This window comes from Gilliamella sp. B3482 (assembly GCF_026536805.1).
Taxonomy (GTDB): domain Bacteria; phylum Pseudomonadota; class Gammaproteobacteria; order Enterobacterales; family Orbaceae; genus Gilliamella; species Gilliamella apicola_E.
On the sequence record NZ_JAFNNL010000004.1, the window covers coordinates 144041 to 157549 of the forward strand.

The following is a 13509-nucleotide window of genomic DNA, read 5'->3' on the forward strand; positions in this document are numbered from 1 at the left end:
GTTGTGATTATATTAGATGGTTATCATTTAATAATTATAAAAAAGGTAGCTTAAACTACCTTCTATTATGAAAGATTTATCAATCCATATTGATAACATTATAATTGTGAAATAGAGGATATCATGGCATTAAAAATTGAATTAGAAGGCTACAAGCCAGGTATTGCTAAATTTTTGGCACAAAAATGGAATGGTAGTGCCGATATTGATATGCTTATTCAACGTAACCAGGATGGTTATTATTTATCAGGTCTTAATCAGTGGGGACCAGAAAAAAATTGGCATACATTAACTAATATGTCGGTAGATAATGAGCAATTAACTGGCCAAGTTGATGAGTGGTTAGTTGACTCATTATTGTCTCAAGAAAACCGTGTTAGATTTCTTATTCAGATCCGTGATAAGCAAAATGAAAGTTATACCGATAGTGGTGTTGTTAATATTGGTGAAACAGTATTTCCATCATCTGCTCTAAATACTCAACAATCTGATGCTATAGAAGAAGATAAAATTGAGCCTGATGAGATTGTTTCGAATTTTACTGAATCAGATTCTAAAGCACCTTCAGAATCTGACGTTCCTCAAACTGAATTGCCTGTTGCTGAAGAAGAAAGTCAGGTAATTGCCGAGCCTGAAGTTGAAATAGAAGCAGCTCCTGAGCCAGAGCCTGAACCTGCGATTACACCAGAAGAAGTTTCTACTCCACAACCAGTTAAATCAAAAAGTAAAAAGGGATTAATTATCCTAATTTTTATCACATTATTAGTTTTAGCTGGTCTAAGTGTAGCGGCATGGTATTTCTTCTTTTCAAAAGATAAGAGTCCTTTGACTGCGACAATGAATAGTCAGTGTGACGTTACAAATGCAAACAGTAATGATTTATCTTTTATTCAACAGTGTTTACAGTCAAAACCTGATACGGACGCAATAATTGAGATAATAAATCAAGCAAAACAAGCAAATAAATGTAATATCGCTCAGCGTTTATATGCTAATCAGTCTTTGCTGAATGCTAAAATTGCTTTACTTTATGCTAAAGAATATGATGAAAAATTTTATCAAGATAATCAGTGCTTTAAAATTGATAAAGGTACCGCAATTTATTGGTATGAAACATCATTGAATAATGATCCTAATAACGTTTTAGCTAAAGAACGCCTAGCTGAATTGCAAAAATAATAAGGTGCAGGTATGAAAAAAACATTAATTTCAATATTGATTATCGGATTTAGTCTTACTTGCTTACCTTTAGTTACGTCAGCTTTAGAACCATTAAAGCAAGCAGGTAAAACAACACTTTATCAGCGAGTTCTTAGTACTCCGACGTGTGAATTGAAGAAGAATATTAATGATGCTAAAGGCCAATCAGTACCTGCGTTTTCTCGTTATTATGTCTATGAACGTAAAAATGAGAATAATCAAGAATGGTTGAATGTTGGTCCAGATTCTTACGGCAATACAGTTGGTTGGATTAATAATTCATGTGCGGTTGAGTGGAATATGCAATTGACGTTAGTGTTCACAAATCCAGTTGATCGTGACCCCCTGTTATTTTTTAAAGATAAAGCCTCATTATCCTCAATTGTTGATGCGGATAATCCTGAAACGTTATTAAAACCTATTCGAGACGCACTAAAAGAGAATAAAGCCGTACCACAGATTCTGGCTCAAGAACCTAAGGAATTTGTTGATTTCAAGAATAATTTTTATTTATTACCGATTTTACAGGGTGAGGAGGTAATGAATGGGCAAGGTTTTTATGAACGAATTTTAGAGGTGGCTTCAGTTAGTAAACAACAAGCGGTGGTTAAAAGTAATAATAAACCATCTACCTCATCTTCGGATGATAATACTAACCAAGTTGCTCCATTTAAAGCTGCAATTGTGTTTGTTATTGATTCAACGATTTCGATGGATCCTTATATATCGAGAACAAAAGAGGCTGTTGAACGAGTTTATCAGCGTATTGAAAAAGAGCAGTTACAAGATCAGGTTAAATTTGGATTGGTATCCTTTCGTTCAAGCTTAAAAGCTTCGGATAAATTGGAGTTTGTCAGTAAGATATTTGTAGATCCAAATCAAGTAAAAAATAAGGAAGAATTCAAAAAACTTAGTGCTTCTCTTAAACAAGCCACGGTCTCAACAACTTATTTTGCTGAGGACTCTTACGCGGGCGTTGCACAAGCGTTAAATGATATTAATTGGAATAATTTTGGCGCTCGATATATGATTCTAATTACTGATGCAAGCGCTATTCCTGGCGATGATAAGCTTTCAAGTACAGGTATGGATGCTGCTCAATTACGACTTGAAGCACAGCATAAAGGTGTTGCAATTTATGCTTTACATTTAAAAACGCCAAGTGGTGAAAAAGATCATCAAGTGGCCGAAAAGCAATATTCTGATTTGACCTATAACGATTTTATTCATAAATCACTTTATTATCCTGTTAATGCTGGCGACGTAAATGAGTTTGGTAAAAAAGTAGATTCATTAGCTCAAGCATTATCAGAGCAAGTTAAATTAGCCTATAAAGGTGAGTCTTCAATTGGTAATGCACTTAATGCCAAAGATGATAATGAATCTAATATGTTAAAAGATGCTTTACTATTAGGTAAAGCAATGCAGCTGGCTTATTTAGGTGATACTAACGGCACTAAGGCTCCGTCAGTTTTTAAAGCCTGGATAGCTGATAAAGACTTTGTTAAACCGACAATCCCAACAGCAGAACCTAGAATTTTACTAACTAAATCACAATTAAGTGATTTAAGCGATATTGTAACTAAAATCGCTAATGCTGCTAATGATGGGTTAATTTCTGCCGATGATATGTTCTCACAATTACGTTCTGTTGCTGCTGCGATGGGGCAAGATCCAAGTAAATTAAAATCAGATTCAGTCACAAAAATTGCTGATTTAGGACTATTAGGTGAATATTTAGATAATATTCCGTATAAAAGTGATGTAACTAGTCTTGATCAAGAGACATGGAAAAGTATGAGTGGGATTGAACAAGAAAAATTCATACGTAATCTAAATAGTAAAGTGCGTTATTACCAAAAATGTAATGCTGATGTTGATCGTTGGATATCACTATCTGAAGGTAGTGACCCTAGAGAAAACGTTTACCCGATTCCGTTAGAAATGTTGCCATAAAATATGTTAACTATAAATAATTTGGTGATTTCTAGACCGATCGGTAAATCTTTTTTTAAGGTTTGTTTGCCTGAGCTTTCGGTGAAAGCAGGGCAAGTGGTTGTCATTAAAGGTGATAGTGGTTGCGGTAAAAGTACTTTACTTGAGATGATAGGCTTAATTCTTAAGCCAGATGAAGTCGATTGTTATAATCTTATGGTTGATAATGAAACTTATGACATTGCTAATGTGATTCATCAGAATAATATTAATCAATTAGCCAATATCCGAGCGCAATATTTGGGTTTTATGTTACAAACTGGTGGATTACTTCCATTTTTAAATATTAAAAATAATATTTTGTTATCAGCTAAAGTATTGCGAAAACCTGTTGATTCTAATCGATTTGACTATTTGGTTGATAAACTTAATATTGCTCATTTATTGAATAAATATCCGAAACAACTATCTATAGGTGAAAGGCAACGGGCATCTTTTATTCGATCTATTATTCATAAACCCGCGTTATTATTAGCTGACGAGCCAACCTCTGCTCTTGATCCTTATAATGCAAATTTGTTATTTGATTTAATAATAGAACAAGCTCAACAAGATAATATTGCTGCAATGATTGTTACACATGATTGGCAACGAATTGAAAATAAAGGGTTGTTCACTTTATCGGCAAAATTAACATCTATGCAATCGTCAGAATTTTTACCGTCCGTTATAAAGTAAGGTGTAAAATATGGATAAAGTAACATCAAAGTGGCGGTTTATTTCTCGATTATCATTGGCCGATCTATGGTATGACAAGAAAGTATCATTTTGTATTATTGCCTCAATAATATCAGTTATTACACCCTTGTTACTTTTGTTTAGTTTAAAATATGGTGTTGTTGCACAGCTACGCCATCAATTACTTAATGATCCACAAAATTTAGAAGTAAAAATTGTTGGTAATTTACAATTTGATCAGTCAATGTTTGATTGGATTAAAAACCAACCTGAAACTGCATTTGTTATTCCTCTTACACGTTCATTGAATACCCAAGCAGATATGTTTAAAGATTCTGGACATTTTGTTAATAATGTTGAAGTTCTTCCAACAGCAAAAGGTGATCCGATAACCCAAAATATGCCATTGATTAGTCAAGAAAATCAAGTTTTATTGAGCGCTCTAGCTGCTGAAAAAATGCAAGCAAAAATAGGAAGCCGAGTAAAAATGGTAATCACAAGGCAGCTGGATGGAAAACTTGAAAAAGGTATAACGGAATTGGAGGTTATTGGCATTATACCTGAAGCTTATTATGGCCGTGCGGCCGGTTTTGTAAGTTTAGATCTTTTAATTGAAATGGAACATTTTTACGACGGTTTTCAAAGTGAAATTTTTTCAAACGGAACCGGTTTGGCTAATTCTACTTATCCTGATTCATTTGCCAGAGCGAGAATTTATGCCAATTCTCTTGATAATGTTGCGCCTTTATCATTGAAATTACGTGAAAAAAATATAGAAACTCGAACACAAGCAAATGCAATTGAAAATATGCAAGCAATTGATAAGGTACTTAGTTTTATTTTCAGCGTGATTGCTATTACCGCAATTTTTGGTTGTATATTATCCTTTAGTGGTTCATTTTTATCTAATATTGAGCGAAAGCGTAAAGATATTGCTTTTATGAGACTTATCGGATTTAAGTCTAAGGAAGTGATGTTTTATTTGCTTACTCAAGCGATGGCATTAAGTTGTTTAGCTTTTATTGTTTCATGTGTACTTTTTTTATTAGGGAATTGTACATTTAATCTGGTCTTAGGTAAAAATTTAGTTTCACAACCAATTGTAAGTCAATTACAATTTTATCATTTTATTATCGCATTTGTATTAACGTTATTTATATCATTTGTTGTTGTTGCGATAGGAGGACGAGGTGCTATTAGTATTCAACCAGCAGAAAGCCTACGCGAAGCGTAATTTTAGACCAGTTTTCTTGGCAATTGGATTAGGTTTAATTTCGAGTATAAGTTATGCTGAACCATGGGATAGTAAATTTTATAATCCCAAACCTTCAAATGATGACGTTATTTTACCTATGCCATGTGAAGGCAGTTTGGTGATGAAAAAAGTTTTTACACCAACACGTAAACTACTAGATGATGTCAAAATTGTTTTAGGTAGTAATAATAAAGAATTAGGTTTTGCTGAGTATGCGACTCCTAATTATATATCTGGTAGTTTTTCCGATGCTGGAAAGGAAAGGTATTTTCTTATTGGTAAATATGAAATTACTGCACTTCAATATCAAGCTGTTATGAATGATACTTGTCCAACCGCTAAACCTAATCTTATTTTCCCAATTACTGAAGTTAGTTGGTTTGATGCTGTTGCTTTTACTGATAAATATAATCAATGGTTACTTAATCAATCTACAGTTAAATCAATTGATGTACCTAAAGGTTATGTTCGATTACCGAGTAATACTGAATGGGAATATGCAGCACGAGGTGGATCTAAAGTTACGGAATCGGAATTTAGAGAATCAAGATTTCCTATGACTAATAACTTAGAAAATTATGCTTGGTTCTCAGGTGCTAAATCAGCAAATGGTAAATTGCAGCTTATTGGGCGATTAGAACCTAACCCTCTTGATATCTATGATATTTTGGGTAATGCAAGTGAAATGATGTTTGATTCATTCCGTATGAATAAGCTTGATCGTTACCATGGACAACAAGGTGGTATGATTGTTCGAGGAGGCAGTTATTTAACCCCTGAATCCTCAATGACAACAGCTATTAGAACGGAAAAACCTTATTATGATGCTCAAAGTGCATATAAAAGCAAAGATGTTGGTTTTCGTTTAGTTTATACAAGTGAAGTTATTCAGTCGAATGATCTGGTAAAACAGCTCGATCAAGAATGGAACGAATTAGGTAATGGTGCTGGCATTTCGAAGAATGAGAATGTTGTCAATGAACTTGAAAAAATCACTAAACAAGTTGATGATGAAAAAACTAAAAAGGAATTGAATCAACTAAATGCCTTATTACGCAGCGCTAATCAAGCGCGAGATGAACAAAGAGACCGCTCGATTCAATCAGCACTACAATTAGGTGCTTTCCTCTGTGCTAATGTATCAGATTTGAATGATAAATTTGAATATAATAATAATCTGTATGAAACAATGACTGAAGAAATCTGTGATCCAAACGAAATAGATTCTTTAGATGATGAGAATATGTGCTCGAAAGTGAAATTAAATAATTTAAAAAATGTCCTAGATGAATCTAAAAAGGCGCGTGATTTTATACTAAAATATTATTCTGATACGATTGTAAATACTGCTACAAATTATGAAATAGACACGATTAATAATCAATCTAAACCCACACAATTTATTTTAGAAAATAGTGGTAAGGCTAATATGAGTGATTATTTAAAACTCTATTTCAAACATATTAATCAATATATTGAATCAGGGAAGATCGAGCGTTCCACTTGGCTTCAAACATGTAATGAAATAAAAGGGAAAAAATAATGAATAAACTAATAGTAACGATAACCTTATGTATCTCAATGGTTTTAACTGGTTGTCAGAATTCGGGTGGGGCAAGAACTAAAGGTGTAGATCCTACCTTAACTAAAAGTAATAGTGCTAAGTTCTTTAGTAAATCAGCATGGCAGTCTTGCGCTGTAGGTGCAGGTGTAGCTGGTGTTGGATGTTTTTTATTAGGTGGTAAAGCAGGTACTTGTATTGCGTCAGCTGCAGTGGGTTGTGGTGTAATGATGGGTGCAAATTACTATCTTGATACTAAACGTGCAGAATACGCTGATGCCGAAATGCGACTTGATGTTTATATTCAAGATGTTCAGCAAAATACTTATGAAGTTCAAGCTGTAACAGAAACAGCTAAAACTGTATTAGATAAAAATTTAGCAACACTTAAAACATTAAATAATCAAATTAAGTCACAAACAGTGAATAAAACCGAAGCTAAACGTGATTTAACTCAAATTGATGCTAACATTGCTTATTTAACAGATAAATTATCTCGTATGAAAAAAGTTGAAAGAGATTGGATATCAATTTCTGCTCAAGAACGACGATCAGGCGTAAACGTTTCAAAACTTGATAAACAAATTAACCAATTACATAAACAAATTGCTGTGCTTGAAAAGCAAGTCAACCTTGTTACTCAGCAACGCTCAGCAGTGAAGGTAAGCTAATATGAAAAAGATTTCACTTATTTTATTACTAAGCTCGCTCTTTTTTTTGAGTGGTTGTTCAACAACGCCAGAACAGTGCGATCCAACCAATACAAACATTGGTATTTTGGACAAAATTAGCTGTAATTATTCTGGTAATTATCAAGCTCGTATTGATAAGAAAGAACAAATATTAGAAAACGAGAAAAGAGCTAATGCGCAGTTTAGAGAAATTTACGCAACTATTGAGAGACAGAAAAACTCTACATCACTGAGTGTTAAACAAAAACAAGCTCAATTACAAAAATTAAAAACTGAGTTAACTCAGTTAACCAATGAGGTCAAAGCAAAAGCTAAAAATCGTAATGATCTTCAAGCTCAAGTTAAAGACATTGAACAGCAGATGAATAAAGTTAATAATTCAAATGCATCTGACATTGAAAAACAAGTTGAGTTAGATAAGTTAAATAAAAAGCTTCAACGATTACAAAAAGCGTTAAATATTTAACAATGATTTGATATTGATTAACTAAAAAATTTGTTGAACATAGGGAAATAAAGAAACAATGCAGAGAATAACAAGAATTATATTTGATAATGGTGATCCTAATAAAGCGTCTTTGTTAGAACAATATAATTCTTTGTTAGCATTGTTAAAAAGAAATTTAACAGAGCGGACGTTTTCAATTTTAGGTATTCCTAAGTTAATTGATAATAATCAATATGTTGGTTGGTATAGTAATCTTGAAGGTCAACCTGTCTTACTTAGTAATATTGAAAACGAGGAACATAAAAAGCAGATTGAAAAAACGCTATATACTCGGATTAATGACATTGAATTAGTGATTAAAACGATGTCATTAACAATCGAAGAACAAACTTTAATATCAACCTGGTTGCCGAGAATTAAAAGTTTGGGTAATACAATTTATGTTATCAACGATGATCCGGTTATAGTTAATACTTTTGAAGAACCTATTTTACCTAAATCTCCTATAACACCACCGGTAGTTCCACCAAAATCATTTTGGCGGTGGTGGTATTTCTTGTTGCTTGCCTTATTTTTAATTGGATTGCTTGGTTTACTTTGGTACTTCTTCTGTCCATATGGAAAAGAAAAAATACCTGAGCAAATAATTGCTCAAAATGTAGAAGAACATAAAACGGAACCAACTCCAATAGTTGAACCACCAAAAGAGCCTGAAATAAAATCGGTACCAGAAGATGTTAAAGTTAAACCAGAACCGGTTCCTGAACCTATTCCTGAACCTGCACCTGCACCTGCACCTGCACCAGTAGAAAAAGCAAAAGATTGTGTACCTAAAGAAGAAGTGCTCAATAATAAAGACGCACCTAAAATGGTTTTGATTTTCGATAATTCAGCTTCCATGACAATTACTTTAATGGAGTCACAAGCAAGTATTAATAAGTTTTTAAAAGCTAATTTTTATTCAATGACTCGGAAAGAAGCTGAAGCTTATGAAAAGCGGATGACCCGTTTACCTAATCGTTTATCAAAAAGCAAAGAAGTTGCAGTAACAAGTATTGATAAAATACAACAAAATATCGATATTTCACTTGTGACATTAACAAGCTGTCCGGCAGCACAAACAACACCATTTTATTCTTATCAAAATAGAGAAAAACTAAAAAATAAAATTAAACGATTGCGTCCTTTAGACTATAACAGTGCAACACCATTATACAGTGGTGTTAAACAGGCGAGTAAACTCCTTGATGGCGTTAATCGTGATGATTATATTTTAATTATCAGCGATGGTGAGGATAATTGTACTCGTGCTAATATTTGTACCCTTGCTACTAAAATTGCAGCAGAAAAACCACGTTTAAAAATAAATATTGTTGATATAGCTGGGCAACATAAAATAGATTGTGTTGCAAAAAGAACGGGGGGAAATGTTTATATAGCTAAAAGTCCAACAGAGCTTATTAATCAAATGAATAATGCAGTTTCAAATATGAATATTAGTAAGCCTATTTGCGAATAAAATACCGAGTAATTTTTCAAATTACCGGCTAATGATGAGGATTAAGTTAAGAAATGCAAAGAATAACTCGCATAGCTTTTGAACAAAGTAATTTAAACAAGATGCAGTTACTGGAACAGTATGGTTCTTTACTTTCAATACTTAAACCACATCTAACCGCTAGAACATATTCAATTTTTGCTACACCAAAATTAATTGAAGGCAATCAATATATAGGTTGGTATACAAATCTTGAAGGGCAACCCACCTTACTTAATGACATAATTGACGAATCTCATAAATCTGAAATTAAACAAACTCTAGCTACTAGAATCAATGATATTGAAACAGCAGTAAAATTAATTTCTTTAACTAATGAACAAAAAACTCTAGTTTCTTCATGGTTACTGAGAATTAAAAACCTAAAGAATAATATTTATGTAATCAATAATGAGCCGGTTATTGTCGATACATTTGAACCTATCGAACTACCAATTGCTCCAGTAATAGTACCAAAACCTTTCTGGAAATGGTGGTATACTTTGATTTTAGCCTTACTTTTATTAGCAGCTTTAGGATTAGTATGGTACTTTTTTAATCCTTTTAAAGAATCTAAAAACGTCGAGCCTATAACTGTCAAGGAAGAAAAAAAAGTAGAGCCAACTGTTGAACAACCAAAAGAACCAGTTATTAAGCCTCAACCAGAGCCTGAAGTAAAGCAAGAACCTAACGTTCCTGAACCCCAACCTGTTGTTAAACCAAAACCGGTTCCAGATCCGATTACTAATCCTGAGTCTAAGCCTGAAGTAAAACAAGAGCCTAAAGCTCCTGAACCTCAACCTGTTGTTAAACCAAAACCGGTTCCAGATCCGATTACTAATCCAGAGCCTAAGCCTGAACCTAAACCTGAACCAAAGCCAAAAGTAAAAAATCCACCAAATTGTATTACTAAAGAAGAATTAGCCAAAAATAGTAATCCATCTAAAATGGCATTAATATTCGATAATTCATTATCGATGACTGTAACTTTAGCTGAATCACCAATGGAAGTCGGGCAATATTTCAATTATTTAAGCTATGGTTATCCGAGAGGTATGTCTCAGCAAGATAAAATAGATTATGACAAACGAATGACGCGTTTACCCACTCGTTTATCAACCAGTAAAAAAGTTGCATTAACAAGTATTGATAAAATACAGCAAAATATTAATATTTCATTGGTGGCACTTAATGGTTGCCCAGTAGCCGATACTACGCCTTTTTATAATTATTCAAGTAGAGGTGCTTTGAAAAGTAAAATTAATAGATTAACACCAAGTGCTGCTGGTGGTGGAGGAACACCACTTTATAGCGGCTTAGAAAAAGCCAGCCAAATGCTTGACGGTGTAAAACGTGATGATTATATTCTTATAATTAGTGATGGTGAGGATAATTGTACGCGTGCAAATATTTGTACTCTTGCTAATCATATAGCTACCCAAAAACCTCGTTTGAAGATAAATATAGTAGATATTGCAGGTGAACATAAAATAGACTGTATCGCAAATGCGACAGGTGGCAAAGTGTATATTGCACAAAGTCCTAAAGATATGATTAGGCAGATGAATAAAGCTGTTTCAGACTTAAAAATCAATAGGTCTGTTTGTCAGTAATTAAAGTTAATAGATGGTAATTTATCACATAAAATTACTTTTTAATTTTTAATAAATTTGCAAAAAAAACCAGACACAATGTCTGGTTTTTTATTAGATAATTAATTAGAAATCCAAATTAGCTGCTTTCAAGGCATTTTCTTCAATGAATAATCTACGAGGTTCAACCTCATCACCCATTAATGTAGTAAACAATTGATCTGCTTCAATGGCATCTTTAATGGTTACTTGTAACATTCTTCGGCTTGTTGGATCCATGGTTGTTTCCCATAATTGTTCTGGGTTCATTTCACCTAAACCTTTATAACGTTGGATAGTTAATCCACGACGAGATTCACGAATTAACCAATCAACTGCATCTTCAAATGAGCTAACTGGTTGTTTTCTCTCACCACGTTGTATAAATGCGCTTTCCTCAAGTAAATCTTTCAATTGTGATCCTAAATGGCAGATATTTCGATATTCATTACTATGAATAAACACTTGATCTAATGCATAATTAGTATCCACACCATGAGTTCTTACTTTAATAACAGGTATATACAATTCTGCTTTTTCGTTGTAATCCGCACTATAAAGGTAGGTACTACCGTGTTGCTCTTTATTAGATAGTTTTTCAACAATAGATTTTGCCCAATTTTCAGCTTTGTGTTGATCTTTCAAGATATTTTCATCTAATACTTCTTGATAAACTAATTCTGATAATAAGGCTTTAGGGTAGCGACGTTCCATTTTAGTAATTAATTTTTCGACTTTCTGATATTCGGCAATTAATTTTTCTAAAGCTTCGCCAGCTAAACCTGGAGCATGGTCATTAACATGTAATGATGCATCTTCTAATGCCAAAGCGATTTGGAATTGAGTCATTGCATCGTCATCTTTAATATATTGCTCTTGTTTCCCTTTTTTGACCTTATATAGTGGTGGTTGAGCAATATAGACATAACCTCGTTCAATGATCTCAGGCATTTGACGGTAGAAGAATGTTAGCAATAATGTTCTAATATGTGATCCATCAACATCGGCATCGGTCATAATAATAATGCTATGGTAACGCATTTTATCTGGATTATATTCATCACGGCCAATGCCACAACCTAAAGCAGTAATTAACGTTGCTACTTCTTGTGAAGAAAGCATTTTGTCAAAACGAGCTTTTTCAACATTTAGAATTTTACCTTTTAACGGTAAAATTGCTTGGTTTCTACGATTTCGTCCTTGTTTTGCAGAGCCACCTGCAGAGTCCCCTTCCACTAGGTATAGTTCAGATAAAGCGGGATCTTTTTCTTGGCAATCAGCAAGTTTTCCAGGCAAACCACCTAAATCTAAAGCGCCTTTACGACGTGTCATTTCGCGAGCTTTTCTTGCTGCCTCACGAGCTCTCGCTGCATCGATAATTTTACCTACTACAATTTTTGCATCTGAAGGATTTTCAAGTAAATATTCAGCTAGTTTTTCGCCCATTACAGACTCAACTGCTGATTTAACTTCAGATGACACCAATTTATCTTTAGTTTGTGATGAGAATTTAGGATCAGGCACTTTTACTGATACAACAGCAATTAACCCTTCTCGAGCATCATCACCTGTAGCACTAATTTTTGCTTTTTTGCTATAGCCTTCGGTTTCCATGTAGTTATTTAATGTACGTGTCATAGCGCCACGGAAGCCAGCCAAGTGAGTACCACCATCACGTTGAGGAATGTTATTTGTAAAACAATAGATATTTTCTTGGTAACCGTCATTCCATTGTAGTGCAACTTCGACACCAATATTATCTTTCTCAGTACTAAAATAAAAAATCTTTGGATGAATTGGGTTTTTATTTTTATTTAGATATTCTACGAAAGCTTGAATACCACCTTCATAATGGTAATGTTCACTTTTACCTGTACGTTCATCGGTGAGTTTGATTGAAACACCTGAATTTAAGAATGATAGTTCGCGTAATCTTTTTGCCAGATGGTCATACACAAATTCAATGTTAGAAAAAGTTTCTGGACTTGGCCAAAAACGAACATATGTACCTGATTCAGTTGTTTCACCAATGATTTTTAGCGGTTCTTCAGGAACGCCTAAATGATAAATTTGTTTATGTATTTTACCTTCACGATAAATCACTAATTCTAACTTATCTGATAAAGCATTGACGACTGAAACACCAACACCATGTAAACCACCAGACACTTTGTATGAATTATCATCAAATTTACCACCGGCATGCAAAACAGTCATAATAACTTCTGCTGCGGAAATACCTTCTTCTTCATGGATGCCAGTAGGTATACCTCGACCATCATCTCGTACAGAAACGGAATTATCAGGATGGATTGTAACTTCAATATGGTGACAATAACCAGCTAATGCTTCATCAATGGCATTATCTACCACTTCAAAAACCATATGGTGAAGCCCTGTTCCATCATCAGTATCACCAATATACATACCTGGGCGTTTTCGGACAGCATCAAGTCCTTTAAGTACTTTAATGCTGGAAGAATCATAAGAGTTAGACATGGATTTCTCGACT

10 protein-coding genes are annotated in these 13509 nt (G+C 33.7%); 9 read left to right on the forward strand and 1 reads right to left on the reverse strand.

The window, feature by feature from the left end:
* The first annotated feature begins 123 nt into the window (after positions 1 to 123).
* Genes J3U18_RS08490 through J3U18_RS08530 form a run of 9 tightly spaced genes read left to right on the forward strand, consistent with a single transcriptional unit; the run spans position 124 to position 10979 of the window.
* On the forward strand, positions 124 to 1179 hold the full coding sequence (locus J3U18_RS08490) for a hypothetical protein (protein ID WP_267353629.1): 1056 nt from the start codon (positions 124 to 126) through the stop codon (positions 1177 to 1179).
* A 12-nt stretch (positions 1180 to 1191) separates the two neighbouring features.
* On the forward strand, positions 1192 to 3156 hold the full coding sequence (locus tag J3U18_RS08495) for a vWA domain-containing protein (RefSeq protein ID WP_267353630.1): 1965 nt from the start codon (positions 1192 to 1194) through the stop codon (positions 3154 to 3156).
* 3 nt (positions 3157 to 3159) lie between these two features.
* Positions 3160 to 3873 carry an ABC transporter ATP-binding protein gene (locus tag J3U18_RS08500; RefSeq protein ID WP_065734940.1) on the forward strand — a complete coding sequence of 238 codons (714 nt, stop codon included), beginning with the start codon at positions 3160 to 3162 and terminating at the stop codon, positions 3871 to 3873.
* A gap of 10 nt (positions 3874 to 3883) precedes the next feature.
* Positions 3884 to 5107, forward strand: coding sequence for an ABC transporter permease (locus tag J3U18_RS08505; protein WP_267353631.1), 1224 nt, complete (start codon positions 3884 to 3886; stop codon positions 5105 to 5107).
* On the forward strand, positions 5064 to 6671 hold the full coding sequence (locus tag J3U18_RS08510) for an SUMF1/EgtB/PvdO family nonheme iron enzyme (RefSeq protein ID WP_267353632.1): 1608 nt from the start codon (positions 5064 to 5066) through the stop codon (positions 6669 to 6671). The genes J3U18_RS08505 and J3U18_RS08510 overlap by 44 nt, the downstream gene beginning before the upstream one ends.
* On the forward strand, positions 6671 to 7360 hold the full coding sequence (locus J3U18_RS08515; RefSeq protein ID WP_065562892.1) for a hypothetical protein: 690 nt from the start codon (positions 6671 to 6673) through the stop codon (positions 7358 to 7360). Before J3U18_RS08510 ends, J3U18_RS08515 begins: the two co-directional genes overlap by 1 nt.
* Position 7361: 1 nt before the next feature.
* The gene (locus J3U18_RS08520; protein WP_267353634.1) at positions 7362 to 7847 is read left to right on the forward strand and encodes a hypothetical protein; all 486 of its coding nucleotides are present in this window, start codon (positions 7362 to 7364) and stop codon (positions 7845 to 7847) included.
* Positions 7848 to 7905: 58 nt separating this feature from the next.
* Entirely contained in the window at positions 7906 to 9348 is a 1443-nt protein-coding gene (locus tag J3U18_RS08525; protein ID WP_267353635.1) for a VWA domain-containing protein, read from the forward strand.
* Between the two features lie 53 nt (positions 9349 to 9401).
* On the forward strand, positions 9402 to 10979 hold the full coding sequence (locus J3U18_RS08530) for a VWA domain-containing protein (protein ID WP_267353636.1): 1578 nt from the start codon (positions 9402 to 9404) through the stop codon (positions 10977 to 10979).
* Between the two features lie 105 nt (positions 10980 to 11084).
* Here J3U18_RS08530 and gyrB read toward each other — a convergent pair whose 3' ends face one another.
* Positions 11085 to 13496, reverse strand: a complete 2412-nt coding sequence (gene gyrB, locus J3U18_RS08535) for a DNA topoisomerase (ATP-hydrolyzing) subunit B (protein WP_267353638.1) — start codon at positions 13494 to 13496, stop codon at positions 11085 to 11087.
* Positions 13497 to 13509 lie beyond the last annotated feature (13 nt).

Coding starts and splice junctions, on each gene's coding strand:
- J3U18_RS08490 (WP_267353629.1), top strand. CDS start 124: ATGGCATTAAAAATTGAATTAGAAGGCTACAAGCCAGGTATTGCTAAA.
- J3U18_RS08495 (WP_267353630.1), top strand. CDS start 1,192: ATGAAAAAAACATTAATTTCAATATTGATTATCGGATTTAGTCTTACT.
- J3U18_RS08500 (WP_065734940.1), top strand. CDS start 3,160: ATGTTAACTATAAATAATTTGGTGATTTCTAGACCGATCGGTAAATCT.
- J3U18_RS08505 (WP_267353631.1), top strand. CDS start 3,884: ATGGATAAAGTAACATCAAAGTGGCGGTTTATTTCTCGATTATCATTG.
- J3U18_RS08515 (WP_065562892.1), top strand. CDS start 6,671: ATGAATAAACTAATAGTAACGATAACCTTATGTATCTCAATGGTTTTA.
- J3U18_RS08520 (WP_267353634.1), top strand. CDS start 7,362: ATGAAAAAGATTTCACTTATTTTATTACTAAGCTCGCTCTTTTTTTTG.
- J3U18_RS08525 (WP_267353635.1), top strand. CDS start 7,906: ATGCAGAGAATAACAAGAATTATATTTGATAATGGTGATCCTAATAAA.
- J3U18_RS08530 (WP_267353636.1), top strand. CDS start 9,402: ATGCAAAGAATAACTCGCATAGCTTTTGAACAAAGTAATTTAAACAAG.
- gyrB (WP_267353638.1), bottom strand. CDS start 13,496: ATGTCTAACTCTTATGATTCTTCCAGCATTAAAGTACTTAAAGGACTT.